Below are 26,358 nucleotides of genomic sequence, written 5' to 3' on the forward strand. Positions count from 1 at the left end.
TTCGACTCCCACCGTTGCAAACTTTACATCGCTCGACCCGCCTCATGGTCGAGAATCTTTGTATGATATAGGCATGAGCAATATTTGCCGAAACGGCAGGCACGTGCTTCGTCACGGCGCGGCAAGAAATTCGGCAGGGGAATCAAATGGTGATGACCGGTCTGCTCGACCCGGCCTCTGACCTGGAACTCAAGGATAGGGCGGACCGGCCGGCCAAGGAATCGGCGTTGTGGGCAGGCCTGACACTCGACCGGCCCCGCGTGATGGGGATTCTGAATCTGACGCCTGACAGCTTCAGCGACGGGGGTCGATTCGCCTCCCCCCAAGCCGCCATCGAGGCCGGCCTTCGCATGGCGGGAGACGGCGCCGACATCATTGACGTCGGCGGCGAAAGCACCCGTCCCGGGGCCGCCCCGGTGACCCCGGCCGAGGAGCAGCACCGCGTCCTGCCCGTCATAAAGGCCTTGGCGGCGCACGGCCTGGTCCTGTCCATCGACACCCGCAACGCCGCCACGATGCGTGCGGCGATCGACGCAGGCGCGCGCATCGTCAACGACGTCTCCGGTCTCGCGTATGATGCAGCCGCGGCCGAGGTCGTCGCGACCCTGGATTGCCCGGTCGTTCTGATGCACATGCGCGGCACGCCGGATACGATGAACGACCTTGCCGTGTATCGCGACGTCCCGGCCGAGGTACGCGACGAACTGGCGGCAACCTTGGAAGCCGCCGTCGCTGCCGGAATCCGGCCGGAGCAGATCGTGCTCGATCCGGGAATCGGATTCGCCAAGCTGGCGCCGCACTCTCTGGCGATGCTGCGCGGACTGCCGGCCCTGGCTGACCTGGGCCGACCGCTGCTGGTCGGCGTGTCGCGCAAGTCCTTCATCGGGCGCCTGTCGCGGCAGTCGGAACCGGGCCGGCGCCTGGGCGGATCGTTGGCCGCCGGTCTGTTCGCCATCGCTCGCGGTGCCGCCATCCTGCGCGTGCACGACGTGGCCGAGACCGTTCAAGCAATTCGTGTGTGGCAGACCCTGTGCGAATGAGGCACGGTCCCGGGTCCCCAACCGGTGGGAAAGATCGTAACTGTGCGCTCCGCACGAGATGGGATGACGGATGAGCAAGACGCGGCGGCTGTTCGGCACGGACGGGATCCGGGGCAAGGCGAATTCGGAGCCCATGACGGCGGGAACCGCGTTGCGCCTGGGTCAGGCCGCGGGCTTACTGTTCACGCGTGGCGCACATCGTCACAAGGTGGCGATCGGGAAGGATACACGCCTGTCCGGCTACATGATCGAGCCCGCTCTGACCGCCGGCTTTATCGGCGCCGGGATGGACGTCACTCTGTTGGGCCCGCTGCCGACCCCGGCCGTGGCGATGCTGACACGCTCTCTGCGAGCCGATCTGGGCGTGATGATCTCGGCGTCGCACAACCCATTCGAGGACAACGGAATCAAGCTGTTCGGCCCCGATGGCGCCAAGCTCTCCGATGAAATGGAACTCGAGATCGAGGCCCTGATGGCCAGTGATTTCGGGGAGCGCCTCGCCGAACCTCACGCACTGGGCCGAGCATCGCGGCTGGATGACGCGGCAGGGCGGTATATCGAGGCGGCAAAAGCCAGCTTCCCCCGCGGCCTGCGACTGGATGGGTTGCGAATCGTGCTCGATTGCGCCAACGGCGCGGCCTACAAGGTCGCCCCGACCGTCCTGTGGGAACTTGGCGCCACCGTCATCGCGGTCGGCACGGCGCCGGACGGGTTCAACATCAACAAGGGCTGCGGGTCGACCGAACCGGACTATCTTTGCGCCCGGGTCGCCGAACACGGCGCGCACCTGGGGATCGCGCTGGACGGTGACGCCGACCGGCTGATCCTGGCCGACGAGAACGGCGAGATCGTGGACGGTGACCAGATTCTCGCGCTGATCGCCAGCACCTGGCACAGGGCCGGCCAGCTTCGCGGAGGCGGCGTGGTGGCGACGGTGATGTCGAACCTGGGGCTGGAGCGCCACTTGGCCAGCATGGGGCTGACGCTGCACCGGACGAAGGTGGGCGACCGCTACGTCGCGGAGCACATGCGCGCCATCGGCATCAATGTCGGCGGCGAACAGTCCGGCCATGTGATCCTGTCGGATTTCGCCACCACCGGTGACGGCTTGCTGGCCGCTCTGCAGGTGCTGACCGTGCTGGTGCAGCGCAACCGCCCGGCCTCCGAGGTGCTGCAGGTCTTCCGCCGCCTTCCGCAGCGGCTGAAGAATGTCCGTTTCACCGGCGCATCGCCGTTGATGGCCTCATCGGTGCAGGCCGCCATCCGGGCTGCCGAGACCAGGCTGGGGGGTGCCGGACGCGTACTGATCCGCGAGAGCGGCACTGAACCCCTGGTCCGCGTCATGGCCGAGGGCGAGGATGCCGATCTGGTCGCCTCCGTGGTCGACACCCTGTGCGAGGTCATCGCCGAGGCGACCCGCGCCGAAACGGCAAAGGTTGATCGCACTTCGGCCGAGACCGTCTCATGACGAAGGGCAGGGTCCTGATCGTCGCCGGCTCCGATTCGGGCGGCGGCGCCGGAATCCAGGCCGACATCAAGACGGTGACCGCCCTGGGCGGCTTCGCGATGACCGCCATCACCGCCCTGACCGCACAGAACACGCTGGGCGTCCACGGCCTGCTGCCGATTCCACCGGATTTCATCCGCCGCCAGATCGAAGTCGTCATGGACGACCTGGGCGCCGACTGCATCAAGATCGGCATGCTGGGCGACGTTGCGACCATCGCCGCGGTTGCCGACGCGCTGCGTGACCTGGCGCCTGGCGTGCCCGTGGTGCTGGATCCGGTGATGGTGGCGAAAGGCGGCCATGCGCTGTTGGCGGAGTCGGCGGTTGAAGCCCTGACGCAGCGCCTGCTGCCGATGGCATCCGTGGTCACGCCCAACCTGCCGGAAGCAGCGGCGCTGACCGGGCTGCCGATGAAGTCCGTCGAAGACATGGAGTCGGCTGCCGCTGCCCTGCGGCACCTCGGGGCTCAAGCGGTGCTGTTGAAGGGTGGGCATCTGGAGTCGGATACCGTGACCGATGTCCTGGCTACGGCAACTTCGGTCGAGAGGTTCTCCGCCGATCGGATCGCGACACGCCATACCCACGGCACCGGCTGCACCACCGCTTCAGCGATCGCCGCCGGCCTTGCGCAGGGGCAGGACCTTCGCCGGTCGGTACTACGCGCCCGCGCCTATGTCCGCGCCGCCATCGCCGCCGCCCCCGGCTTCGGCGCGGGGCACGGGCCGCTCGGCCATGGGGTCACGGTGGATGTCGATCGGGCCGACCTAGGCGGGTTCGTTTCGTAATCGTCGAGATCGATGGAAACATGGCACCGGCGCCGGTTCGCCAATGACGAGATCGTTCCGTATCCCATTGCGGTAATGACTTACCGGGACCGCCCATGCCTACTCCCCGATCAGCGCCCGCCATTCCTGCTCCGTCATCGTCCGCACCCCTAGCTCCGCCGCCTTTCGGGCCTTGGACCCGGCATCTGCCCCGACGACAACGAAATCGGTTTTCTTCGACACCGAATCCGTCACCTTCGCCCCGAGTGCCTCAGCCCGAGCTTTGGCCTCGGGCCGGGTCATGGTTTCCAGGGTGCCGGTGAAGACGACGACTTTCCCGGCCACGGGACTGTCGCCCGTATCGGCCGGTGCCTCGTCCTCGATTGTCCTCAGTTCGTCGGCCAGTGCTTTCAGCGTGGCGACGTTCCGGGGTTCGGCGAAGAAATCGACCAGTTCCTCGGCGATCGTCGGGCCGATGCCGGTGATGCTGCCCAGCTCCAACCGTTCATCCGATCCGACGGTGACCGCTGCCAGCATCTGCTTGCGCCAATTGGCGAAACTGCCGTAGTGCCGGGCAAGCAGCCTGGCGTTGGTCGCGCCGATCCGCCTTATTCCCAACGCGTAGATGAAGCGCGCCAGCGGAATCGTCCGCCTGGCCTCGATCGCTCGGGTCAGGTTGTGGGCGGATTGCTTGCCCCAGCCCTCGCGCTCAGCGATCGCCGCTTCACGCTCCGGCAGCTTGAAGATGTCGGCAGGACCGTGCAGCCAGCCCTCCTCGTAGAATTCCTGGATCGTCTTCTCGCCCAAACCGTCGATGTCGAATGCGGGGCGGGAGACGAAATGGATCAGCCGCTCCACCAGTTGTGCGGTGCAGATCAAGCCGCCGGTGCACCGGCGCACGACTTCGCCCGGTGGGCGGACCGCGTGGCTGCCGCAGGCGGGGCAAATATCGGGGAACACGAACGGCTTGGCATCGGCAGGCCGGCGATCGAGGACGACCGAGACGATCTGTGGGATCACGTCCCCGGCCCGCTGCAGCACCACCGTGTCGCCGACGCGGATGTCCTTGCGGGCGATCTCGTCCTCATTATGGAGAGTCGCGCGGGAGACGAGAACGCCGCCAACATTCACCGGCTCCAGTTCCGCAACCGGGGTCAGGGCACCGGTACGGCCGACCTGAATGCGGATCTCCCGCAATGTCGTCGTCGCCCGCTCTGCCGGGAACTTCCAGGCAATCGCCCAACGTGGTGCTCGGCCGACGAACCCGAGGCGCCGCTGCAGGCCCAGGTCGTTGATCTTATAGACGACCCCGTCGATGTCGTATGGCAGGCCGGCGCGCTTGAGGCCGATATCCGCCTGGAACCCCTCGGCCGCGTCCTCGGAATCCAGCCGCGCGGATAGCGGATTGACCGTGAAGCCCCAATCGCGCAGCCGTTCCAGGTAACCCCAATGGGTCTCCGCCACCGGCTCGCTGCTCTCCCCCTGCGCATAGGCGAACAGCGACAACGGCCGGCCGGCGGTGATGCGGACGTCGAGCTGGCGCAAGCTACCGGCGGCTGCGTTCCGGGGATTGGCAAACACTTTGGCGCCGGCGGCGGCCTGGGATTCGTTCAGCGCGAGGAAGTCCGCCTTGGTCATGAAGACCTCACCACGGATTTCGATCAGCGCCGGGGCGTGGCCATGCAAGCGGTCGGGGATGGACTTCAACGTCCGGAGGTTGGCGGAAACGTCCTCGCCCTCGGTCCCGTCGCCGCGCGTGGCACCGCGGACGAAGCGGCCGTTCTCATAGGTCAGGCTGATCGACAGCCCGTCGATTTTCGGCTCTGCCACAAACGCCAGCGGTTCGGTGCGCCCGAGGAACCGTTTGGCCCGAGCGCAGAATTCCCCGAATTCGGCGGCATCGAAAGCGTTGTCGAGCGACAGCATCGGCACGCGATGACGCAGCTTGGCGAACCCCGATTCCGGTGCGCCGCCGACCCTGTTGGAGGGCGAGTCGGGGCGGATCAGGGCGGGAAATCGCGCCTCGATCGCGGAATTGCGCCGCCGCAGCGCATCATATTCGGCGTCGGAAATCTCCGGCGCGTCATGGGTGTGATAGGCGGCGTCGTGGTGCGCGATCTCCCGCGCCAGCCGGGCGAGCTCCGCCTCGGCTTCCGCCTCAGTCAGCTGATCAGGTGGGATATCGGTCATGCCAAGCCATTTCGGAGAGGGGCGAATGGGCTGTCAACCAGGACCTACCGGCCGGTCGAGGCCGCTCTACACCAGCAACCCCTGCGGCGGCCGCTGGCCGCGCAGCAGGTCGTCGGCAGCGGCGCGGGCAGCGTCGGAGACGGTTTCGCCGGCCAGCATCCGCGCGATCTCCTCTCGCCGGTCGCGCGCCTTCAGCGGCTGCACGGTCGTCGCCGTCCGGTCCCGCGCGGTCTGCTTGGCGACCCGCAGGTGGGCGCTGCCCCGTGCGGCGACCTGCGGGCTGTGGGTGACCACCAGCACCTGAAGCTGTTCGGCGACGCGCGCCAGCCGTTCTCCTACCGCAGCCGCGGTGGCACCGCCGATACCGGAATCGACCTCGTCGAACACCAGCGTCGGCACCGCGGAGCCGGCCGACAGCACGACCTTCATCGCCAGCATCAGCCGCGACAATTCGCCCCCCGAGGCGATACGTGCCAGCGGTCCCGGCTCCTGGCCCGGATTGGTGGCGATCAGGAAGCGCACCTGGTCGACGCCGTTCGGCGACCATGAGGCTTCCGGCAGGTCGGCGACATCGACGAAGAACCGCGCCTTGTCCAACCGCAGCGGCGGCAGTTCCGCCGTGACCGCGTCGCGCAGCCGCCCCGCGGCGTCCTGCCGCGCGGCGGACAATGCCCGAGCGGCGTCGACATAGGCCTGGCGGGTTTGCCGCGCGGCCTGTTCCAATGCCTCGATATGCGCCGCGCCGGTCTCCAGCTCCGCCAGCCGGGTCGTCAACGAGTCCAGCAGGCCAGACAATTCGGCAACCGCCACCCCGTGCTTTCGAGCGGCGGCGCGTAAAGCGAACAACCGCTCCTCGGCCTGTTCCAGCAAGCGAGGGTCGAGGTCGGAATCGGCGGCCAGCCGGGTCAGCAGGGTCTCGGCTTCGGCCAGCGCTTCCTCCGCCCGTTCCAAGGCGACCAACGCAGATTCGGCGGGATTCTGGGTCTCGGGCTGGTTGGCCGGCACCAGGCGCTGCAGTGAACGGACGGCCGCCCGCAGAGCCGCCGCCGGTCCCGCTGCCCGCCGGTCGCGCGGCGTCAACTCGGCCAGGGCCGCCGCGATCGCCTCACCGCGACGTTCGTGCTGCTGCAAGCGCTGGCGTTCGGCAGCCAGCGTGTCTTCCTCGTTCGGTTGGGGGGCCAGCTTGGCCAGTTCATCGACCGCGTGGCGCAGCCATTCCTCATCCCGCTCTGCTGCCGCGATCGCCTCCCGCGCGCCGTCCAGCTCCGTCACCGCCTCCTGCCAGGCTCGCCAGGCGGCGTTCACCCCGCCGCACTCCGGACCCAGGCCGCCGAACGCGTCCAGCAGGGCGCCGTGGCGAGTGGGATCAGCGAGGGACATCTGCTCGTGCTGCCCCTGCACCTCCACCAGTTGCTCGCCGATCCGGCGCAGCAGGGCGATACCGACCGGCTGATCGTTGACGAAGGCGCGGGACCGCCCGTCCTTGTTGACGATCCGGCGCAGGACGATCTCGTCCTCGATGGCCAGCCCCTGCTCCTGCAGGATGGTGTTGACGCCATGATCGTCCGGCGGGGTGAAGCAGGCGGTGACGCTGGCCTGGTCGGCGCCGGTGCGGACCAGGCCTGTCTCCGCCCGCGCGCCCAGGGCCAGACCGAGGCTGTCGAGCAGGATCGACTTTCCCGCGCCGGTTTCACCGGTCAGGACGGTCAGCCCAGGCTCGAACGAAAGGTCCAGCCGGTCGATCAGCACGACGTCGCGGATGGACAGGGTCGTCAGCATCGCGGCCGGAAACCCTGGAGCATCCGCTCCACGGTGTTGGCCGTGCCGCCGGTCAGGCTAGAACACCGCATGCCAGGCGCGGGAGAAGAATCCCTCGCGCTCCGAGGGCAGCTTGGTGTCGGCCGTGACGAGGCCGTCGCTGGCAAGCTGGTTGTAGGTATCTTCGTACCAGATGCTGCCGGGATAGTTGTACCCCAGGACTGCCGCGGTCCGACGCGCCTCATCCTTCAGGCCGAGCGACAAGTAGACCTCAACCAGGCGGGCAAGTGCCTCGGGGACGTGATTGGTGGTCTGGTAGTCGTCCACCACCCGCTGAAAGCGGCCGATCGCGGCGGTGTAGAGGTGCTGCTTCTGATAGAAGCGGCCGATCTCCATCTCCTTGCCCGCCAGGTGGTCGAAGCAAAGGTCGATCTTCAACTGGGCGTCACGAGCATACGCCGTGTCGGGGAAACGGTTTACGACTTCGCGCAACGCGTCCATCGCTTGCTGGGTACCGCGTTGGTCACGTTCGATATCGGCGATCTGCTCATAGTAGCACAGAGCACGCAGGTAATAGGCGTAAGCGATGTCGCGGTGCGCCGGATGAAGCTGGATGAAACGGTCCAGCGTGGTCAGCGCGTCGGTGTATTTATTCTGGAGGTAGAGCGTGTAGCCGGACATGAGCTGGGCGTTCACCGCCCAGGACGAGTACGGGTAATTCTGCTCCACCGCGTTGAACTGGTCTTCCGCCGTATCGTACCGGTGCGCGTTCAGGGCATCGAGGCCGTTGTTGTACAGCGTGTCCACCGGCGGGGTCGGCGCCGGCGCTTGGGCGGTATCGTCGGACTTGGACGACCCGCAGGCCGCGAGCAGCAGCGGGAGGGCGAGGAACGCATAGATACGGAATCTGGACATCGCCGCCCCTATATCATGCCGGCCGTTGGCGCGAATATCCCTCTCGCTGCCGGTTTGTGCTGCCTGTCAGGCCGCGGCGGTCAGGGGCTGTGCCGCGAGGGGCTGAACCACGAGCGGCGCGGTCTCGGTTTCCTGGACCGCGGCGGGATCGGCGAACAGCGTCCGCAGCAGGCGGTTGTTCAGGGCGTGGCCGGTGCGATGGGCGACGAATCGTCCGTGCAGGCGCCCACCGGCCAGCGCCAGGTCACCCACGGCATCCAACAGCTTATGGCAGGCGAACTCGTTGTCCATGCGCAGCCCGCCCGGATTCAGCACGGCGTCACCGTCCACCACGACCGCGTTGTCCAGGCTGCCGCCCAGCGCGAGCCCGGCGGCCTTCAACCGTTCCACGTCGCCGGCGAGGGCGAAGGTACGGGCCTGGGCAAGCTGATGGCGGAACGTTTCCGGCGCCAGGCGCAAGGAGCAGGCCTGGCGGCCGATGGCCTCAGCCGCGAAATCGATCGACAGGTCCATCTCCAGCGTCGCGCCGGTCGAGCGCGTCGCCATGCCAAGCGGACGGAGTTCTACCCAGGCGTCGCCCTCGGCGACGCGGACGGTGCGGCGGACCTGGACGATCTGGCGGCCGGCGTCCTGCTCGACCACGCCGGCACAGTCCAGCAGGAACAGGAACGGGGCGGCCGATCCGTCCAGGATCGGCACTTCCGGTCCATCCAAAGTGATGACCGCGTTATCGATGCCGGCGCCCGACAAGGCCGCCATGATGTGCTCCACCGTGCCGACCCGCGCGTCGGGGTCGGCCGGATCCGCCAGCACCGTGCACAGCCGGGTATCGACGACGCTGTCATATCGGGCCGCGATGCTGACGCCGAGGTCGGAGCGATGGAACACGATGCCGGCGCCAATGTCCGCCGGGCTGATCGTGAGGTGGACGCGACGGCCGCTATGGACGCCAACCCCCGCGCAGTCGATCGAGGACTTCAGCGTGCACTGCCGCCAGCCATAACTGCCAGCCTGTTCCGAAAATGTGAGGCGCGCCAGGCCTTCCATCGACACGATCCATCCGGCCCCGAACGGGATTGCTCAGGGCTCGACTGTGCATACCCTGGACCCGATGTCATGCCGAATCAATGATTGTTGCCCAGTGTTACCCAACAACGCATTGAATTTTCATCATTTGATGCATTGCGTTACACGAAGGCCACGTACCCTCATTCGGCCGCTGCGCGTGCCGTGGGTTCGCGGAAATGCGGCATCACCTCCCGCGCGAACCGGCGGAGGTTCTCTCGCGACGTGCCGCCGCCGTTCAGCAGGACGTACTCGACCCCGGCAGCCTGCAGCCGTTCCAGCTTGCGGCAGATCTCGTCCGGGCTGCCATAGAGCGTCGCTGCCTCATTGGCTTCCCGCGTGTCCGAGAACGCCATGATGCTGGCGGTATTCTTGCCGTCCGGGCGCTGGCTGATCGCGTTCATCCGGCGCGTGCCGGCCATGCGGCGATCCAGCGCGGCTTCCTTGTCGGCAGCGTCCGTGGCTACATAGAAAGCGCGCGCGACCCCAACCTGTTCGGGACGAAAGCCGAAGCCGTTTTCCACCATCGCGTCGCGGTAGATGCCGAAACGGGCGATCGAATCCTCGATCGACGCGAACTGGTCCAGCAGCAGGTTATGGCCGCGGGCGGCGACACGGCGGATGGAGTCGGGATGGCCGGCGCCCTGCCAGAATGGCGGATGGGGCTTCTGGATCGTCGGCGGCTCCACCACGATGTCTCGGTACTGCCAGAACCGGCCTTGAAAATCGAAACGGTCGTTCGACACCCAGGACCGGGTGATGATGTCGATCGCTTCTTCGAAACGCGGGCTGGCATCCTCCATCGGAACGCCGAAACTGGCGAACTCGTTGTGCCGGTAACCCTTGCCCACGCCGAAATCCAGCCGCCCGCCCGACAACAGGTCCACGGTCGCCGCCTGTTCGGCCAGCAGTACCGGATTGTGCCAGGGCAGCACGATGACCGCAGTGCCGAGACGGATGCTGGAGGTCTTGGCGCCGATCCAGGTCAGCAGGTTGAGCGTCGCGGAGACCTGGCCAAAGCCGGTGAAATGGTGCTCCACGATGAACGTGCTGTGGTAGCCCAGTGCTTCGGCTTCGATGACGTAGTCGATGTAGTCGCGAAACCCCGCGGCGCTGTCGACGTCGGGCCGGTCGCTACGCTGCGCCGTGGCGGCGCCGAAGAGTCCGAAGCGCATGGGACGTTCCTGAACTGCTTGTCCGCCGTAGGATAGGTTTTTGCCACGGATCGGCAAGATCGCCCACCTCGACGATCGGCGAAACCGCGGCTGTCACGTTCGCGCAAGGTACCGCCTTGCTTTGCCGGGACGCTGAAACTTTCGCATCAGTTCGATACATTTTTCCAGGCTCACGATCCCGAGACCCGGCTTGCCGCACTGCAGCATCCGTCCGAACTTTGCGCCAGCCAAGGAGATTTCGGGATGTCGAGATGGAGCCTGGGACTGGCCGCGGTATTGGCAGTCCCGGTATGGGCCGGTGCGGCCAGAGCGCAGCAAGCGGACCTGTCGCCCGCGGTGCCGGTCACGACACAGCAGGTCGCGGTGCAGGACGTGCCGGTTTATCTGTCTGGCCTTGGGACGGTCGAGGCGCTGAACACCGTCGAGATCAAGGCGCAGGTCACAGGCACCCTGACCGCCCTGCCGGTGGCGGAAGGCAAGGAAGTCCGTACCGGCGATATCGTCGCCGAGATCGATCCACGCCCTTTCCAGGCCGCACTGGACCAGGCGCTGGCGCAGCGGCAGGCGGACCTCGCGACGCTGCACGGTGCGCAGCTCGATCTGCAGCGGTACCAGAACCTGGCGAAGAGCAGCTTCGCCCCCCGCCAGCAGGTCGATGACCAAGAAGCGACCGTCGAGAAAACCCAGGCCGCCATCGCCGTCGACAGCGCCCAAATAGAAGCCGCTCGGATCAACCTCGGCTATTGCGTGATCCGCTCACCGATCAACGGGCGCGTCGGGCTGTACCAGCTCGATGTCGGCAATCTCGTGCAGGCCGGGGGGACAACGGGAATCCTGTCGATCACCCAGGACAAGCCGATCGCGATGGTGTTCACGCTGCCCGAGGCCGACCTGGCGCAGGTCCTTGCCGCGCACACCCGCGGCAAGGTTACGGTGCAGGTCGCCACCGGCGAACGCCCGGACGTGGTCAAGGCCGAGGGCGTGCTGCTGACGCCGGACAACAAGATCGACACCTCGACCGGCACGATCGCGCTGAAGGCGCAATTCGACAATGCGACCGACGCGCTGTGGCCCGGGGAATTCGTGAATGCGCGGATCCGGGTGGATACGCTGAAGGACGCGATCACCGTGCCGCTCAAGGCCGTGCAGCATGGGCCCGACGGCACCTTCGTCTACCGGGTCCAGCCCGATCAGACCGTGGCCCAGGTGCCGGTGAAAGTCGGTTATCAGGACGCGACGATCGCCACGATCGCACAGGGTCTCTCGGCCAAGGACACCGTCGTCGTCTCCGGCCAGTCCCGCCTCGCGCCCGGGCTGAAGATCAAGCCTGCGGCCGCGCAAAGCTGATGGAAAAGCAACGCTTCCGATGAGTATCTCAACGCCTTTCATCCGGCGACCGATCGCCACGTCGCTGATGACCGCGGCGATTTTCCTGGCCGGCCTTGTCGCCTTCCCGCTGCTGCCGGTCGCGCCGCTGCCCAATGTGCAGTTCCCGACGCTGACCGTCACCGCCCAGTATCCCGGCGCCAGCCCGCAGACCATGGCCTCGACCGTAGCGACGCCGCTGGAGACGGAGTTCGGGCAGATGCTGCCCGGCCTGTCGCAGATGACATCGGTCAGTGTCCTGGGCACCACGCAGATCACCCTGCAATTCGGCCTGGATGTCGACATCAACAACGCCGAGACCCTGGTGCTGGAAGCAATCAACGCCGCCCAGGGCTCCTTGCCAAAGAACATGCCGTCGCCGCCGACGTTCCGCGCGATCAACCCGGCCGACAGCCCGATCCTGATCCTGGCGATGCGGTCCGACCAGGCGCCGATCACCGAAGTCGACGCCTATGCCGAGAACCTGGTAGAGCAGCAATTGTCGCAGCTTCCCGGCGTCGGGCAGGTGCTTGTCGGCGGCCAGCAGACGCCGTCGATCCGCGTTCAGGTCGACCCCGCGCGCCTGGCCGCGATGGGCCTGACGATGGAGGACGTCCGGACCGTCCTGACCAACACCACCGTCGATAATCCCAAGGGCAGCATCGACGGCGCCGACCAGAGCTATACGATCTATGCCAACGATCAGTTGACGACAGCCCAACCTTACAACAACGTCATCATCGGCTATCGCAACGGCAGTCCGATCCGCATCCGCGACGTGGGCCGAGCGGTATCGGGACCGCAGAACCGGGAGCTGAGGGCCTGGACGAACGGAAAGCGGTCGATCCTGCTGCTGATCTTCAAGCAACCGGGCGCGAACGTCATCAAGACCGCCGACGGGGTCAAGGCAAAGCTGCCGCAGCTGCGCGCTGACATGCCGCCGAATATCCATCTCGATGTCGTATCGGACCGCACGCTGACGATCCGAGCGTCCGTCAACGACGTGGAATTCACCCTGATGCTATCCGTGGCGCTGGTGGTCGGCGTGATCTTCCTGTTCCTGCGCAACGCCTGGGCCACGATCATTCCCAGCGTCACCATCCCCGTGGCCCTGATCGGCACGCTCGGCGTGATGTACCTGTGCGGCTTCAGTTTGGATAACCTCTCGTTGATGGGTTTGACGATCGCGGTGGGATTCGTCGTCGACGACGCGATCGTGATGCTGGAAAACATCTTCCGCCATATCGAGGAGGGGATGGAACCGATCCAGGCCGCGATCACCGGTGCGGGTGAAATCGGTTTCACGATCGTTTCGATCAGCTTCTCCCTGATCGCGGTGTTCATCCCGCTGCTGCTGATGGGCGGCATCGTCGGACGCCTGTTCCGCGAATTCGCCATCTGCGTGTCCATCACCATCGTCGTATCCGCGCTGGTATCACTGACGCTGACGCCGATGATGGCGTCCCGCTTCCTGTCGCCGCAGGCACACGGGCATGGCCGCCTGTTCAACGCGATCGAAGCCGTCTTCGACGGAATCGCCCGGTTTTACGAACGCACGCTGGATATCGCGCTGCGGTTCCGCTTCGCCACGCTGCTGGTGTTCCTGGCGACGGTGTCGGTGACGGTGGTTCTATATGTCGCTATCCCGAAAGGGTTCTTCCCGACCCAGGACACCGGCATCATCATCGGCATCACCGACGCCGCGCAGGATGCGTCCTTCGCCCAGATGGAGGCGCTGCAGATGCAGGTGAACAACCTTGTGCAGCACGATCCTGCCGTGGCCTCGGTCGTGTCGGCGGTCGGTTCGGGGCTTGCGGGACAGACGGCGAACAACGGCCGCATGTACATCTCGCTGAAGCCATGGGACCAGCGGAAGGACAATGTCGAACAGGTCATCGCGCGGATCGAGCGCGGCATGCAGAACGTCAGCGGCATCCGCCTGTTCATGCAGCCGGCCCAGGACGTCAGCGTGGGCGCGCGGCTGGGACGGACGCAATACCAGTACACGCTGCAGGATTCGAACTCCACGGAACTGAACCAGTGGGCGCCGAAGATCCTGGCGCGGATGCAGAAGATCCCGTTGCTGACCAGCGTCACGTCGGATCAGGAAAATGCCGGCACCACCGAGACCCTGACCTATGACCGGGACACCGCCGCCAGGTTCGGCGTGCAGCCCGCGGCGATCGACGACATCCTGTACGACGCGTTCGGGCAGCGGGAGGTGGCGCAATATTTCACCGGCAACAAGGCCTATTACGTGATCCTGGAGGTGCTGCCGTCCCAATACGGCAAGCTCGCGACGCTGGACAGCCTATACGTCCATTCCAGCACCGGCGCGACCGTCCCGCTGTCGGCGATCGTGCACCAGACGACAGTGCCGGTACAGCCGCTGGCGGTGAACCATCAGAGCCAATTCCCGGCGGTGACGATCTCCTTCAACCTGAACGGCAACGCCTCGCTGGGCGACGCGGTGACGGCAGTGGAAAAAGCGCAGGCCGACCTGGGCGTGCCGGCGACGGTGCAGGGCAGCTTCCAGGGGACGGCGCAGGCCTTCCAGACATCGCTGTCGTCCGAACCTTACCTGATCGCGGCGGCGCTGGTGACGGTCTACATCATCCTGGGCATCCTGTATGAAAGCTACATCCTGCCGCTGACCATCCTGTCCACGCTGCCGTCCGCGGGCGTCGGTGCCTTGCTGATGCTGATGCTGTTTCATTACCAACTGACCGTCATCGCGCTGATCGGCATCATCCTGCTGATCGGCATCGTGAAGAAGAACGGCATCATGATGGTCGACTTCGCGATCTCGGCGGAGCGGAAGGATGGGGCGACGCCGCTGGAAGCGATCCGCCAGGCCTGCCTGCTGCGGTTCCGGCCGATCCTGATGACGACGATGGCGGCGCTGCTGAGCGGCTTGCCATTGATGCTGGAGAACGGCGCGGGGTCGGAGCTGCGCAAGCCGCTGGGCTTCGCGATGGTCGGCGGCCTGGCGCTGAGCCAGGTGCTGACGCTTTACACAACGCCGGTGATCTATCTGTACCTGGACAGGTTCCAGCACTGGCTGCTGCCGGACCGGGCTCGGACGCTGCCGCGGCTGGCGGCGAAGCTGGGGGAGGTTCCAGGGGATTGAGTTGAGGCGGTCGTGCCTGGCCGCCTCGTCTTCACCCCTTCCGGAACGTCACCACCAGCACGTCCCGATGTCCTGGCGCCGAAGCGTCCAGCGGCTGCACCGGAGTCACCCCGTGCATCACCCGCCGGTCGTCCACAAGCGCCGCATCGAGCGGATGGGTCAGCGTGAAAGACCCCAGTTCCCGTCCCGACAGGTCGTGCACGGAGGTCACGCCGCTGGCGATGTTCTCGCGGTTGACCAGCAGCACCAGCACGTAATCCACGCCGTCGCGATGCATACCCTCAGGCGTCGGCCGGCCGGCCTCTTCGCGGCGAGCTTCGATGCGGAATTGGTGGATTTCAACATGCCAGGCGCGGGGACAGCCGTCGACCATCTCGAACAGCGCCTGGCAGAAGCGCAGGATCGCCCGCATCGACGGGCCGGCGCCGACGGTATCGAGCACCGGCTCGAACCAGCGCTCGATACCGCCGTTCAAGGGATTGTAGTCTCGGCTCTGGTAGTGCGGCTGGGCCGGCTGGCGCAGGATCGCGTCGCCTTCCGCGCGATAGACGGCATGGCGGCGCTTCCTGTAGCGGCCGCCGTCGGCCATGTAGGTGTCCGGACCCAGGTCGTCCCAGCTCGCCGCGAACGCGGTCCAGTCGGTCAGCGCGCCGAACCCGTGCAAGACCGAGCGCATGTCCCGTGAATCGACGAAACTGTATCCTTCCGTCCGGATCGCCTCATTCAGCCGCGCGAGCCCGCTCATCGCCGTCACCCTGATCTTTCTGCTCCGCCGGGATCGGGTTGAACGGCATCGCGATCGTGCGCGACGGGTTGTAGATCCCGATCCCAATCTCCTGGAACCGCCGCTTCATGCGCCGATTGAACTCGCGCTGCACGGTCCAACGGCCGGAATCCGTGCAGACCACCTGCCCGGCAATGGTCACCGACGCGCCGTCCACCTTATCGACCCCCCAGAGCTGGAGGTCACTCAGCATCATCGCGGAGTAGTTCGGCTCTGCACGCATACCGGCGACGATCGCCTTCAGCTCCTCGCAGACACGATCGGTATCCTGGTTATAGTCAACGCTGACGGTGACCGATGCGTTGCCAAGCCCGCGATTGACGTTGGTGACGCTGGTCACCGCGCTGAACGGAATGATGTGCACCGATCCGTCGGCGGCGCGCAGCCGGATGGTGCGGACCGACAGCGCCTCCACATTGCCGGACAGGCCGGAGACGGTGACGTAGTCACCCACCTGCATCGCGTTTTCCAGCAACAGGAAGATGCCGGTGATCAGGTCCTGCACCAGCTTCTGCGAGCCGAAGCCGATCGCGACGCCCAGGATGCCGGCGCCGGCCAGCAGCGGGGCGATGTTGATGCCGATCTCGCTCAGGATCATCAGGCCGGCGACCACCGCGACCGTCACCAGCAGGGTGCTGCGCAGCAGCGGCAGCAGCGTGCGCAGGCGGGCCGACTTAGCCAGTTGCGCTTCCCGCTGAAGGCGCTCCAGATGCTGCTGGATGCCAAGGTTCACCGCCTCCCACACCCCGAATGCGAAGATCACGGTGACGATCAGCGTGCCGAAGGAGGACAGGATGCGAAGGCCCGCGTTGCTGGCCACCAGCCAGAGCATGGTGTTCAGGCCATAAAGCTGCAGCAGCCCCAGCACGCACAGCAGGTAGATCGCGAGCCGCAGCGAACCGCAGATCAGCGGCAGGTAGATGCGCAGCCGCACTTCTACCGCCGGCGACAGACCCAGCACCGTCCCGCCGGGACGTGTCGCCCGATCGATCGCGCCCAGCAGCACCAGCAAGGTCAGCCGCGCCCCGATCAGCAGCGCCGCGGTGATGATGAAGTAGTGCAGGATCGCGGTGTAGCCGTGCGGCAGTTCGATCGCCCACACCAGCCAGACCGCCACGATGAAGAACAGGGCGATCCAATGCCAGACCGCGGCCAGGCGGTTGCGCATGGAGGCGGCGGCCCCTTCGCTGCCGGGCGGGGCGCTCAGCCAGGCGCGCATCGCGGCGCGCTTCTGCAGCACGATGATCGCGAGGCAGATATGCAACAGCAGGCCGACCGCTTTCTGCAGCGATTCGTGCGCGACGGCCGACAGGCCCAGCAGCAGCCAAGCCTCTCCGATCGCGTAGCCGATGACGGCGATCAGCACGAGGCGGCGGGTCCACCGCATCATATAGGCGGCGGTGTCGTCACGCAGGTGGAACAGGCGCAGCCGGCTGGCGTCCGGCGACAGTAAGGAGCGTGCGACCGCCAACAGGGCGGCCGACAGCGCGTAGGCGTCGACCACGGCCAGCATGATCAGCCGCGCGACGGAATGCCCGCCTTGGCCGCCCAGGTTGGAACCTGCCAGCAGGTGCCCGACCACGGCGATGCCGACCACCGGCACCAAGTCCAGCAGCAATCGCGCCAGGACCAGCGGGACCCGGCGCAGGAAGGTCCAGGCCGTCGGCTTGTGTCGGGGGGGCGGCAGCGGCTCGATGTCGCCTTCCTCGGCCTTATCCAGACCGCCGTCCGGCGCATCCTCGGTGTCCGACACCGAAGGGGCAGGCGGCGCCGGCGCCCAGGATTGCACCCTGGCGATCGGCCGGCGCATCAGGCGGCTGAGTCCGAACTCGGCAACCATCGCGCAGGCCAGGACCACGGCCACGCGCCAACCCACGTCCACCAGCAGGTCGCGCGCCACCGGATTGGTGACCATGACCACGGTCCAGCCCCACAGCAGCGGCAGGCTTTGGACGGTGTCCAGTGCCGCCTTCGTCTCGTTGCCCAGGCGGCTGACCAGGGCGGACGCGGAAACAAGCACCTGCGCCCCCAGGCTGTCAGGGGCGAGCGGGATCGGCAGGGCGGCGTGGTTGTCGGCAGGGGCTGCCTGGTCCGGCTTGGCCGGTTCGGTTGCGGGGGCGGCGCCCGGCTTCGCCGGCGCGGCGGCGGGCTGCGCCTTGATGATGGCGGTCAGCGTCGCGGCGAAGGCCGCCCGCTTGGCGGGATCGTTCAACACGTCCAGCGCCTGCTTCGCCTGGTCGGGGGAAATGCCCGTCTGGCCTGCCGCCGGGTTCGGGGCGGCTTCAGCCCGAACCGGCTTCTCCGCGAAGGCCGGGGAGGCCAGCACCGGCGCCAGCGCCGGGGCCAGCACGGCGAGGGTGACGGTCGTGAGACATGCGATCAAAGCGGCGACAAAAGCACGTTTCATGGCGTCGAACGGACACGCATCGCGCCAGCCGGTCAACGAAATTCGATGGGAAGTTGCGGGTGGCCCGCCCTGGCACCTGCACAAAGCCCGCGCATAGCCTAATATCAGCCCATGCATGCGTTTCTGGCGATCCTGGTCGGAATTTTGTTGATGGCGACGCTGGGCGTCCTGCTGGCAGGGGCGATCGGCATGGCGCGCGGGATGGACCCGCGCCGCTCCAACAAGTTGATGCAATGGCGCGTTATGCTCCAGGCCTCGGCGCTGGTGCTGTTCATCCTGTTGATGAGCATGCTGCGTTCGTGACCGCTACTGAGCGGTAGGGCGGTTTGACACGGGGAAACCCGGTCAATATGGTCCGCCGCCTCTATTGCGGGTGCGAACAGGCGGTCCTTGCACCGAGGGCCGCTTTTCGTGCATCCGGGATCGCTTCAACGTCCGCAGGAAACGGCTTGGTTCGCCATGAAAATACTCGTCCCAGTCAAGCGCGTTGTTGATTACAACGTGAAGGTTCGCGTGAAGGCCGACGGCTCCGGCATCGAGACGTCCGGCGTGAAGATGTCGATGAACCCCTTCGACGAAATCGCCGTCGAGGAGGCCGTCCGCCTGAAGGAAAAGGGCGTGGCGACGGAGATCATCGCCGTTTCCCTGGGTGTGGCGCAATGCGCCGAGACCATCCGCACCGCGCTGGCGATGGGCGCCGACCGCGGCATCCTGGTGGAAACCAACGACGAGCTGCAACCGCTGGCGGTGGCCAAGCTGCTGAAGGCGATCGCGGACCAGGAGCAGCCGAAGCTGATCATCCTGGGCAAGCAGGCGATCGATGATGACATGTCCGCGACCGGGCAGATGCTGGCCGCGCTGCTGGGCTGGCCGCAGGCGACCTTCGCCAGCAAGGTGGAAGTGTCGGGCGAGACCATGACGGTGACGCGGGAGGTCGACGGCGGGCTGGAGACGGTCTCCCTGCCCTTGCCGGCGATCATCACCACCGACCTGCGCCTGAACGAGCCGCGCTATGCGTCGCTGCCGAACATCATGAAGGCGCGCAAGAAGCCGATCGACAACAAGAAGCCGGCCGACCTGGGCGTCGACACGACGCCGCGGCTGACGGTCCTGAAGGTGACCGAACCACCGAAGCGCAAGGCCGGCCAGAAAGTGGGCAGCGTGGCCGAGCTGGTGAGCAAACTCCGCACCGAAGCGAAGGTGATCTGACGATGACGAGCCTGGTTCTCCTGGAATTCGACGCCGCGGGCATCAAGCAGCCGTCGCGCAGCGCCATCGCCGCGGCCGCCGCCTTGGGCGAGGTCCACGTCCTGGTCGCCGGCAGCGGCGTGTCGGCGGCCGGCGAGGCCGCCGCGAAGCTGCCCGGCGTGGCCAAGGTGCTGGTCGCCGACGCCCCGGCCCTGGACCACCTGCTGGCGGAACCGACGGCGGCGCTGCTTGTGTCGCTGGCGCCGGCCTATTCCCACCTGCTGGCCGCGACCTCGGCCGTCGGCAAGAACATCATGCCGCGCGTCGCCGCCCTGCTGGACGTGCAGCCGATCAGCGACATCGCCGCCGTGGTGGATGCCGACACATTCGTCCGCCCGATCTACGCCGGCAACGGGATGGCGACGGTGAAGTCGTCGGACGCCAAGAAGGTGATCACCGTCCGCGCCGCCAGCTTCGATCCGGTGGCCGCCGAGGGCGGGAGCGCACCGATCGAAGCGGTGTCGGTCGGCGACCTGCCGACGCCGGGCAAATTCATCTCGGCCGAACTCTCCAAGAGCGAGCGGCCGGAGCTGACGGCGGCCCGGGTGGTGATTTCCGGCGGCCGTGGCATGCAGAACGGCGAAAACTTCAAGCTTATCGAGCCGATCGCTGATAAACTGGGGGCTGCGGTCGGCGCGTCTCGCGCGGCCGTGGACGCGGGCTACGTGCCCAACGAGTACCAGGTCGGACAAACCGGCAAGATCGTCGCGCCTGAGCTGTATATCGCTGTCGGGATTTCGGGGGCCATCCAGCACCTCGCCGGCATGAAGGACAGCAAGGTGATCGTGGCGATCAACAAGGATGAGGAAGCGCCCATCTTCCAGGTCGCCGATTACGGCCTGGTGGCTGATCTGTTCAACGCATTGCCTGAGTTGAAGGCAGAACTGGAGCGCACCTGATCATGGACACCGACGTCAAGCCCGCCTTACTGACGACCGACATCCCCGAGATCCGGTCCGTCGGCGTCGTCGGCGCGGGACAGATGGGCAATGGCATTGCCCATGTCTGCGCGCTGGCGGGCTTGCCGGTCACCATGGTCGACATCAAGCAGGAGGCGCTGACCAAAGCACTGGCGACGATGGCGCGGAACATGGACCGCCAGGTCAACCGCACCCTCATCACCGCCGACCAGCGCGATGAGGCCCTCGCCCGGGTCAAGACCTCCACCGATTACGCGGCCTTCGCGGACGCCGACTTCGTGATCGAGGCGGCGACCGAGAAGGAGGACATCAAGCGGGCGATCTACAAGGCGCTGATCCCCAGCCTCAGACCCTCCTGCCTGTTGGCGACGAACACCTCTTCGATCTCGGTCACACGGCTGGGCGCCTCCACCGACCGGCCCGAGAAATTCATCGGCATGCACTTTATGAACCCGGTGCCCGTCATGAAGCTCGTGGAGATCATCCGCGGCATCGCCACCGATGAGCCAACCTTCCAGGCGGTCAAGGCGCTGGCGCACAAGCTGGGCAAGGTCAGCGCGGTGGCGGAAGACTTTCCCGCCTTCATCGTCAATCGCATCCTGGTGCCGATGATCAACGAGGCGGTGTTCGCCCTCTATGAGGGCGTGGGTTCGGTCTCGGCGATCGACGATGCGATGAAGCTGGGGGCCAACCATCCGATGGGACCGCTGGAACTGGCGGATTTCATCGGGCTGGATACCTGCTTGTCGATCATGCAGGTGCTGTATGACGGGCTGGCTGACAGTAAGTACCGGCCATGCCCGCTATTGGTGAAGTACGTCGAGGCCGGCTGGTATGGCCGCAAGACCGGCCGCGGGTTCTACGACTACACGCAGACGCCGCCGAAGCCGACGCGTTAGAGGATGAAACGGACCCCGGCTGGTCCGCCAGCCGGGGACACGGCCTTTCGTGGCGCTCCTACGCGGCGATGAACTCGTTCCATTTCTGGATCATGTAGCGATCCTGGTCCATCACCGAGTTCCAGCACGCGATGTGGCTCATGCGTTCCTTGAACGACCCGCCGTCGCGGACGGCGCCGGCCTTTTCCATGATCTTGCCTTCGGGCGACAGGATATCGGCCTTCGCGGGCTTGCCCTCGATCCAGTAGCCCCATTCGTCCGGAGTCATGTATTTCCGCGCAGTCTCCAGCACGGCGCTGTAATAGCCCTGCCGATTCAGGTAAGCGCCGGCCCAACCGGACAGGTACCAGTTGATGTACTCGTAGGCGGCCTCAAGCTCGATCCCCGACAGGTGCTTCGCCAGGCCCAGACCGCCGGCCCAGGCGCGATACCCCTCCGCCAGCGGCTGGTACTTGCAGGGAATCCCTTTCGAGCGCACCGCTGCGACCGCGGGCGACCACATCGACTGGATGATCACCTCGCCCGAGGCCATCAGGTTCACGCTCTCGTCGAAGCTTTTCCAAAAGGCCCTGAACTGGCCAGCCTTCTTGGTTTCGATCAGGAACGCGACCGTCTTGTCGATCTCCGGCTTCGTCATGTTGCCCTTGTCGGCGTATTTCATCATGCCCAGGGATTCGATGACCATGGCGGCATCCATGATGCCGATGGACGGGATCGACAGGATCGCGGCCTTTCCCTTGAACTTCGGGTCCACCAGGTCCCTCCAGTTGGTGATCGGACGGCCCACCAGATCCGGACGGATGCCCAGCGTGTCGGCGTTGTAGATGGTCGGGATCAGCGTCATCCACTCGGTCTGGCCCTTGGCGAAAGTCCTGCCGTTCGGGCCATCGACGAAGCCGACCGAGAACGGGGTCGTGCCCTGCGCGATGGGCGAGTCCGGCGTCAGCCGGCCCTTGGTGAAGATCGGCACGATCTTGTCGGCGTATTTGATCTTCTTCGCGTCCATCGGCTGCATCACGCCGGTGGGGAAGACTTTCTTGATGGCGAAATACTCGATATCGGCGATGTCATAGGATTTGGGCTGCGTGACCGCCTTCTGGGTCACCGCGTCGGTATCCAGCGCTGTCATCGACAGCGTGAACCCCAGGTCCGACTTCACCTTTTCGGCGATGGCGTTGAGGTTCGACACGCCGGTGCCGAACTGCCGCAGCGTGATGTTCTTGATATTCTGTGCCCAGATCGTGGGAAATCCGGTGACGGCGCCGCTGCCTAGGGCGGCTCCCGTGGCGGCGAGCAAGGCGCGGCGGGTCGGTTTCGCGGACATGGCGTTTCATCCTGGCTGGCTTTGGATCGCCAAGCAGGAGATGCATACAATATGCCAACGACGAGGCGTCAGCCTTCCGCCGGGACCCGGTAGGGTGTGTCGCGCATGCCCAGCGCCTGGGCTGCCCGCGCCTGGTAGGCGACAATTTCCGCGGTGATCCGGAGCCCCTGGAAGCCGCCACGCACGGTGTTGGTCTCCACCGCCTTGTAGGCGTCTCGCAGCCCCTCGCACAGCGGCCGGGCGTTGGGGACGGACAGCCAGAGGCGCAGCAGGTGCCGCTTGAGCTTGGGGTCGTCGTGATCCTCGAACTGGGTCCGGGAATGGATCAGCACGTGGTTGTTGACCCATTGCATGTCGCCGCGTTCCAGGACCATGTCGAAGCGGAAGCGATCGGTCTCGGCCAAGTCCTGGATGATATCCAGCGCGCGATGGCCTTCCGGTTCCAGACGCGGCACGTCGTCCCTGGTTTGTCCGGACCGGACATGGTTCCGGATGTAACGGGACGCGAATTGGCCTTCCGCCAGGCTGAAGACCGGCGCCCAATACCAGGGCGCCTCGTCCGCCGCTTCCTCATTCTGCCGGTTATACGGAAACGGCTGATAGAGGCGGTTCAGCAGCGCCGGTTCGCGCTTCAGGATCTCATTATGGATCGCGGCCGTGCTGGCCAGCCGGCTCAGTCCGCCGCTGCGCGCGACCTGCAGGCAATACAGGCCCACCCAATCGGTTCCGTCTGCGTGATAATCCAGCTCCGCGTTCGTATTATACCCGCGGCCCCCCACTGCTCGGTACGTCCCGCCGTCGGCGCGCACGTCCGACATCAACTGGCTGGCCTTGCCCTGCGGCCGCGCGACCCCGAGATGCGTGGCCAGCGCCCAGAACAGCAGCCGGTTGTCCTCGACCGAGAAGCGGTCGGACGGCACGCCGCGCAGGGTCATGAAGCCGATCCCGTCTTCCAACTGGTCGCGCAGTTCGCGGATAACGGGGGCAAAGGCGCCCAGCGGGACGTCATGGCGGGTCAGCGCCAACATCGGCTTGCCGGAGGCCTTCACCACATCGAGCATGGCGGCGAGGGCGTCCTGTTCCTCGGCGGCCAGGATCCGCAGCCAACGGTCGCCGACCTCACGCGCCTCCCAGGCGGCGGTTGTTTTTATTGGGGCGTATTCCATGCCACCGAGCCTGCGCCGAAGTGCGTGAATAGGCAAGGTCCGGGACGTTGACCGGCGGGTTGGAATCCTGCGTGACCGGCCCGAGGCCGGTCATGTCAGGATTGCAATGAAATACCAGGACAGGCGGCCGGACATCACGCCTTCCAGGGTGCCGGCGCGGGAACGGGAACCGAGCTTTCCAGGTCAACCGTCTTGAAGTCGGCAGGACTGACGACTTCCAGGTATTCCATGTCGGGCGAGTAATCGAACAGGTAGTGGCAAATACCCGGCCGCTGGTGCACGCAGTCGCCGGCGGCGACCAGATGCTCCTTGTCTTCATACATGAACTTCGCCCAGCCCTTCAGCATCAGCACGATGTGGAAATCGGCCTCATGGCGGTGCCAACCGGTGCCTTTCTCCGGCGCTTCGTTCGCTTTCACCAGTTGCGCGATGACCCGCCCGCCGGTCGCCGCCGCAACGCCCAGGTCCCGGTAGAGGAAGAAATCCCGCAACCCATCGCTGACCCAGGGTGTGTCGCCGGGCTTCACATGGGCGAATTCGTTGACGATCGTCTTGTCGAGCATTGAGAAATCCCCCTGGTTCGTGGATGCAGCCGGGCGATAGACCCAGCCGCGATGGTTGAGCCTCGGCATCCAGGAAGTTTCCTCAGTCCGGCGCCGCCGTTCTGATCACGGGTGTCATGCACCGTTCCGCAATCAGCCTGACACATCGATGGCGGTCCACACAACGAGTTTCTTGCCGTCGGCCTGACAGGCGTGCTTACACGCGGCCGGACATCCGGTGCGTTTCGTCAGTGCACTGAAGGCCGGGCTGCTTGACCCTGCGGGGCCAGCGGGCTACCGCCGCGCTCGTGACCGGAGGAACATCCATGACAGACAAAGTGCTTTACGAGCAGGACGGCCCGATCGTCACGCTGACGCTCAACGATCCCGCGATGCGCAATCCGATCAGCGAGAAAGCGATGGTGGATGGGATCGTCGACGCGCTCGACCGCCTCAACCAGGACGGGTCGGTGCGTGTCGCCATCCTGACGGGCGCCGGCAGCGCGTTCAGCTCGGGCGGCGACCTGCGCAAGATGAAGCAGGCGGCGGAGGAGCGCGCGGTGAAGCCGGCGCTGACGCCGCGCTATTATAAATTCGGCATCCAACGCATCCCGCTGATGTTCGAGAAGCTGGATGTTCCCATCATCGCCGCCGTCAACGGTCCGGCGATCGGCGCGGGGCTGGACCTGGCGTGCATGTGCGACATCCGCATCGCGGGCCAGAGCGCGAAGTTCGCCGAAAGCTTCGTCAAGGTCGGCATCGTCCCCGGCGATGGCGGCGCGTTCCTGCTGCCGCGGGCCGTCGGTTATGCGAAGGCATGCGAGATGGCGTTCACCGGCGACATGCTGGACGCGCAGGAAGCGCTGGCCTGCGGCCTGGTATCACGCGTGGTGCCGGATGCGGAACTGCTGGACGCGGCAAAGGGGCTGGCCCAGCGTATTGCCGCCAACCCCCCGCACGCGGTGCGCATGGCCAAGCGCCTGCTGATCGAAGGGCGGCATGCGCGGCTGGACACGGTCCTGGAACTGTCGGCCAGCCTGCAGGCACTGACCCACGCGACCGCGGATCACCGGGAGGCGGTGGACGCGTTCCTGGAAAAGCGGAAGCCGGCGTTCAAGGGGGATTAGCCGCCGGCCTGAGGGCGCAACACCGGGGGCGTCACCGCCCCCATCCCTCCTTACCGCGTCTCCCCCGCGAACCCGGCCGCCAACTCCGCCACGCGCTTCAGCGCCGCGTCCGGCAGCGGGCCTTTCAGCACCGAGTCCAGGCTGTGCTGGAACTCCTCCACCGTCGCCATCCCGACCAGGATCGACCCCATGGCCGGATGGGAGATCGCAAAGCGGATCGCGGCTTCCGTCAGGCTGCCGGCGAACCCTTCCTGCACCAGCGGCAGCAACCGCTGTGCGCGCTGGAGGTCCGTTTCATAGCTATGGCCCGACCCGATCGGCTCCGGCGGCGGGCTGGCGGTCGGGTGGCGTTTCGCCGAAGCGCTCAATGCCCCGGCCGCCAGGACCCGGATACCGACGACGCCGACCCCGGCCTTCTGCGTATGGTCGAACATCCGCCCATAGTCCTGCGCCGGGTAGCCCCGCGGCAGGTCCTTCGCCGCCGACGGGTTCAGCATGTTGTAGCTGACCTGGGCGCTGTTGAATTCGCCGGAATCGATGACCTTGAGCACCGCCGGCGTATCGCCGACGGCGGTGATGCCCAGGAAGCGGGTCTTCCCCGCCTGGCGCAGCGCCTGGAACGCCGGCAGCACGTCGTGCATCACCTGATCGGCGCTCAATGTCTCGCCGCCGCCCGACACCGTGATCGGGTTGTGCAGGTGGAAGATGTCGACGCAATCCAGTCCCAGCCGTTTCAGGCTGGCATCGATCGACGCCGACACGGTGGCCGCGATCGCCCCGAACGACGCCGACGGAATCCGGACCTTCGTGCCCACATGCACGCGGGCGGATTTCCGCGCGGCGAGGATTCGGCCGAGATTGGTTTCAGATGCACCGTTTCCGTATTGCACGGCGGTATCGAAATAGTTGATGCCGGCATCCACCGCCATCCCGAACGCCCGGTCCTGATCGGCGGATGAGCCGCGCACCATCAAGCCGCCGACCGCTCCGCAGCCGAAGCCGAGGATCGACAGGTTCATGCCGGTTCGCCCG

21 protein-coding genes are annotated in these 26,358 nt (G+C 66.2%); 10 read left to right on the top strand and 11 right to left on the bottom strand.

Translation table 11 applies throughout. The annotated features are described in order from the left end of the window. The first annotated feature begins 152 nt into the window (after positions 1 to 152). The 3 genes from folP to thiD all read left to right on the top strand — a co-directional run bounded on the left by folP (position 153) and on the right by thiD (position 3,332). Entirely contained in the window at positions 153 to 1,040 is an 888-nt protein-coding gene (gene folP, locus VHB27_RS23490) for a dihydropteroate synthase (protein WP_325605193.1), read from the top strand. A gap of 70 nt (positions 1,041 to 1,110) precedes the next feature. Further along, a complete protein-coding gene (glmM, locus tag VHB27_RS23495; RefSeq protein ID WP_325605195.1) occupies positions 1,111 to 2,508 on the top strand; it encodes a phosphoglucosamine mutase in 1,398 nt (465 codons plus the stop codon). Beyond that, positions 2,505 to 3,332 (top strand): bifunctional hydroxymethylpyrimidine kinase/phosphomethylpyrimidine kinase, encoded by an 828-nt coding sequence (gene thiD / locus VHB27_RS23500; RefSeq protein ID WP_325605198.1) that lies wholly within the window; start codon positions 2,505 to 2,507, stop codon positions 3,330 to 3,332. Before glmM ends, thiD begins: the two co-directional genes overlap by 4 nt. 99 nt (positions 3,333 to 3,431) lie before the next feature. Here the strand turns inward: thiD and ligA are convergent, their stop codons facing one another. From ligA to VHB27_RS23525, 5 genes are all read right to left on the bottom strand, one after another. Further along, the gene (gene ligA, locus VHB27_RS23505; RefSeq protein WP_325605200.1) at positions 3,432 to 5,501 is read right to left on the bottom strand and encodes an NAD-dependent DNA ligase LigA; all 2,070 of its coding nucleotides are present in this window, start codon (positions 5,499 to 5,501) and stop codon (positions 3,432 to 3,434) included. A 66-nt stretch (positions 5,502 to 5,567) separates the two neighbouring features. Next, entirely contained in the window at positions 5,568 to 7,280 is a 1,713-nt protein-coding gene (gene recN, locus VHB27_RS23510) for a DNA repair protein RecN (RefSeq protein ID WP_325605202.1), read from the bottom strand. Positions 7,281 to 7,337: 57 nt separating this feature from the next. Next, positions 7,338 to 8,174 carry an outer membrane protein assembly factor BamD gene (locus VHB27_RS23515; protein WP_325605204.1) on the bottom strand — a complete coding sequence of 279 codons (837 nt, stop codon included), beginning with the start codon at positions 8,172 to 8,174 and terminating at the stop codon, positions 7,338 to 7,340. A 66-nt stretch (positions 8,175 to 8,240) separates the two neighbouring features. After that, positions 8,241 to 9,221, bottom strand: coding sequence for a UDP-3-O-acyl-N-acetylglucosamine deacetylase (gene lpxC, locus VHB27_RS23520; protein ID WP_325605255.1), 981 nt, complete (start codon positions 9,219 to 9,221; stop codon positions 8,241 to 8,243). A gap of 161 nt (positions 9,222 to 9,382) precedes the next feature. Further along, positions 9,383 to 10,414 (bottom strand): LLM class flavin-dependent oxidoreductase, encoded by a 1,032-nt coding sequence (locus VHB27_RS23525; protein WP_325605206.1) that lies wholly within the window; start codon positions 10,412 to 10,414, stop codon positions 9,383 to 9,385. Positions 10,415 to 10,657: 243 nt separating this feature from the next. Here VHB27_RS23525 and VHB27_RS23530 point away from each other — a divergent pair, with 243 nt between their 5' ends. Both VHB27_RS23530 and VHB27_RS23535 read left to right on the top strand, forming a co-directional pair. Further along, the gene (locus VHB27_RS23530; protein WP_325605208.1) at positions 10,658 to 11,761 is read left to right on the top strand and encodes an efflux RND transporter periplasmic adaptor subunit; all 1,104 of its coding nucleotides are present in this window, start codon (positions 10,658 to 10,660) and stop codon (positions 11,759 to 11,761) included. A gap of 19 nt (positions 11,762 to 11,780) precedes the next feature. Beyond that, entirely contained in the window at positions 11,781 to 14,909 is a 3,129-nt protein-coding gene (locus VHB27_RS23535) for an efflux RND transporter permease subunit (protein ID WP_325605210.1), read from the top strand. A 31-nt stretch (positions 14,910 to 14,940) separates the two neighbouring features. Here the strand turns inward: VHB27_RS23535 and VHB27_RS23540 are convergent, their stop codons facing one another. Together VHB27_RS23540 and VHB27_RS23545 are read right to left on the bottom strand one after the other, a co-directional pair. Further along, a complete protein-coding gene (locus tag VHB27_RS23540) occupies positions 14,941 to 15,654 on the bottom strand; it encodes a 2OG-Fe dioxygenase family protein (RefSeq protein WP_325605212.1) in 714 nt (237 codons plus the stop codon). Next, positions 15,629 to 18,100: a mechanosensitive ion channel domain-containing protein gene (locus tag VHB27_RS23545; RefSeq protein WP_325605214.1), complete on the bottom strand. Its 2,472-nt coding sequence runs from the start codon at positions 18,098 to 18,100 to the stop codon at positions 15,629 to 15,631. The genes VHB27_RS23540 and VHB27_RS23545 overlap by 26 nt, the downstream gene beginning before the upstream one ends. 111 nt (positions 18,101 to 18,211) lie before the next feature. On the opposite strand from VHB27_RS23545, the gene VHB27_RS23550 reads away from it, so the two are divergent. The 4 genes from VHB27_RS23550 to VHB27_RS23565 all read left to right on the top strand — a co-directional run bounded on the left by VHB27_RS23550 (position 18,212) and on the right by VHB27_RS23565 (position 21,167). After that, positions 18,212 to 18,403, top strand: a complete 192-nt coding sequence (locus VHB27_RS23550; protein ID WP_325605217.1) for a twin transmembrane helix small protein — start codon at positions 18,212 to 18,214, stop codon at positions 18,401 to 18,403. 156 nt (positions 18,404 to 18,559) lie between these two features. Continuing rightward, positions 18,560 to 19,309: an electron transfer flavoprotein subunit beta/FixA family protein gene (locus VHB27_RS23555; protein ID WP_325605218.1), complete on the top strand. Its 750-nt coding sequence runs from the start codon at positions 18,560 to 18,562 to the stop codon at positions 19,307 to 19,309. A gap of 2 nt (positions 19,310 to 19,311) precedes the next feature. After that, entirely contained in the window at positions 19,312 to 20,247 is a 936-nt protein-coding gene (locus VHB27_RS23560) for an FAD-binding protein (protein WP_325605220.1), read from the top strand. 2 nt (positions 20,248 to 20,249) lie between these two features. Beyond that, positions 20,250 to 21,167, top strand: coding sequence for a 3-hydroxybutyryl-CoA dehydrogenase (locus VHB27_RS23565; protein ID WP_325605222.1), 918 nt, complete (start codon positions 20,250 to 20,252; stop codon positions 21,165 to 21,167). Positions 21,168 to 21,225: 58 nt separating this feature from the next. Here the strand turns inward: VHB27_RS23565 and VHB27_RS23570 are convergent, their stop codons facing one another. From VHB27_RS23570 to VHB27_RS23580, 3 genes are all read right to left on the bottom strand, one after another. After that, the gene (locus tag VHB27_RS23570; protein ID WP_325605223.1) at positions 21,226 to 22,491 is read right to left on the bottom strand and encodes an ABC transporter substrate-binding protein; all 1,266 of its coding nucleotides are present in this window, start codon (positions 22,489 to 22,491) and stop codon (positions 21,226 to 21,228) included. Between the two features lie 68 nt (positions 22,492 to 22,559). Then, positions 22,560 to 23,657 carry a TauD/TfdA family dioxygenase gene (locus VHB27_RS23575; RefSeq protein WP_325605225.1) on the bottom strand — a complete coding sequence of 366 codons (1,098 nt, stop codon included), beginning with the start codon at positions 23,655 to 23,657 and terminating at the stop codon, positions 22,560 to 22,562. Positions 23,658 to 23,791: 134 nt separating this feature from the next. After that, complete coding sequence (locus tag VHB27_RS23580; RefSeq protein WP_325605227.1) at positions 23,792 to 24,289, bottom strand: cupin domain-containing protein; 498 nt, start codon at positions 24,287 to 24,289, stop codon at positions 23,792 to 23,794. Between the two features lie 236 nt (positions 24,290 to 24,525). Here VHB27_RS23580 and VHB27_RS23585 point away from each other — a divergent pair, with 236 nt between their 5' ends. Beyond that, entirely contained in the window at positions 24,526 to 25,326 is an 801-nt protein-coding gene (locus VHB27_RS23585) for a crotonase/enoyl-CoA hydratase family protein (protein ID WP_325605229.1), read from the top strand. Between the two features lie 50 nt (positions 25,327 to 25,376). Here VHB27_RS23585 and VHB27_RS23590 read toward each other — a convergent pair whose 3' ends face one another. Continuing rightward, positions 25,377 to 26,345, bottom strand: coding sequence for an aldo/keto reductase (locus VHB27_RS23590; RefSeq protein ID WP_325605231.1), 969 nt, complete (start codon positions 26,343 to 26,345; stop codon positions 25,377 to 25,379). Positions 26,346 to 26,358: the final 13 nt, after the last annotated feature.

This window comes from Rhodopila sp. (assembly GCF_035548235.1).
In the GTDB taxonomy this organism is placed as follows: Bacteria; Pseudomonadota; Alphaproteobacteria; order Acetobacterales; family Acetobacteraceae; genus Rhodopila.

What these genes read in the sequence shown, in the direction of transcription:
- VHB27_RS23550 (WP_325605217.1), top strand. Translation starts at nt 18,212, where the DNA reads ATGCATGCGTTTCTGGCGATCCTGGTCGGAATTTTGTTGATGGCGACG.
- VHB27_RS23580 (WP_325605227.1), bottom strand. Translation starts at nt 24,289, where the DNA reads ATGCCGAGGCTCAACCATCGCGGCTGGGTCTATCGCCCGGCTGCATCC.
- VHB27_RS23560 (WP_325605220.1), top strand. Translation starts at nt 19,312, where the DNA reads ATGACGAGCCTGGTTCTCCTGGAATTCGACGCCGCGGGCATCAAGCAG.
- VHB27_RS23575 (WP_325605225.1), bottom strand. Translation starts at nt 23,657, where the DNA reads ATGGAATACGCCCCAATAAAAACAACCGCCGCCTGGGAGGCGCGTGAG.
- folP (WP_325605193.1), top strand. Translation starts at nt 153, where the DNA reads ATGACCGGTCTGCTCGACCCGGCCTCTGACCTGGAACTCAAGGATAGG.
- VHB27_RS23585 (WP_325605229.1), top strand. Translation starts at nt 24,526, where the DNA reads ATGACAGACAAAGTGCTTTACGAGCAGGACGGCCCGATCGTCACGCTG.
- VHB27_RS23540 (WP_325605212.1), bottom strand. Translation starts at nt 15,654, where the DNA reads ATGAGCGGGCTCGCGCGGCTGAATGAGGCGATCCGGACGGAAGGATAC.
- glmM (WP_325605195.1), top strand. Translation starts at nt 1,111, where the DNA reads ATGAGCAAGACGCGGCGGCTGTTCGGCACGGACGGGATCCGGGGCAAG.
- VHB27_RS23555 (WP_325605218.1), top strand. Translation starts at nt 18,560, where the DNA reads ATGAAAATACTCGTCCCAGTCAAGCGCGTTGTTGATTACAACGTGAAG.
- VHB27_RS23545 (WP_325605214.1), bottom strand. Translation starts at nt 18,100, where the DNA reads ATGAAACGTGCTTTTGTCGCCGCTTTGATCGCATGTCTCACGACCGTC.
- VHB27_RS23535 (WP_325605210.1), top strand. Translation starts at nt 11,781, where the DNA reads ATGAGTATCTCAACGCCTTTCATCCGGCGACCGATCGCCACGTCGCTG.
- VHB27_RS23525 (WP_325605206.1), bottom strand. Translation starts at nt 10,414, where the DNA reads ATGCGCTTCGGACTCTTCGGCGCCGCCACGGCGCAGCGTAGCGACCGG.
- lpxC (WP_325605255.1), bottom strand. Translation starts at nt 9,221, where the DNA reads ATGGAAGGCCTGGCGCGCCTCACATTTTCGGAACAGGCTGGCAGTTAT.
- VHB27_RS23570 (WP_325605223.1), bottom strand. Translation starts at nt 22,491, where the DNA reads ATGTCCGCGAAACCGACCCGCCGCGCCTTGCTCGCCGCCACGGGAGCC.
- ligA (WP_325605200.1), bottom strand. Translation starts at nt 5,501, where the DNA reads ATGACCGATATCCCACCTGATCAGCTGACTGAGGCGGAAGCCGAGGCG.
- VHB27_RS23590 (WP_325605231.1), bottom strand. Translation starts at nt 26,345, where the DNA reads ATGAACCTGTCGATCCTCGGCTTCGGCTGCGGAGCGGTCGGCGGCTTG.
- VHB27_RS23515 (WP_325605204.1), bottom strand. Translation starts at nt 8,174, where the DNA reads ATGTCCAGATTCCGTATCTATGCGTTCCTCGCCCTCCCGCTGCTGCTC.
- VHB27_RS23530 (WP_325605208.1), top strand. Translation starts at nt 10,658, where the DNA reads ATGTCGAGATGGAGCCTGGGACTGGCCGCGGTATTGGCAGTCCCGGTA.
- recN (WP_325605202.1), bottom strand. Translation starts at nt 7,280, where the DNA reads ATGCTGACGACCCTGTCCATCCGCGACGTCGTGCTGATCGACCGGCTG.
- thiD (WP_325605198.1), top strand. Translation starts at nt 2,505, where the DNA reads ATGACGAAGGGCAGGGTCCTGATCGTCGCCGGCTCCGATTCGGGCGGC.
- VHB27_RS23565 (WP_325605222.1), top strand. Translation starts at nt 20,250, where the DNA reads ATGGACACCGACGTCAAGCCCGCCTTACTGACGACCGACATCCCCGAG.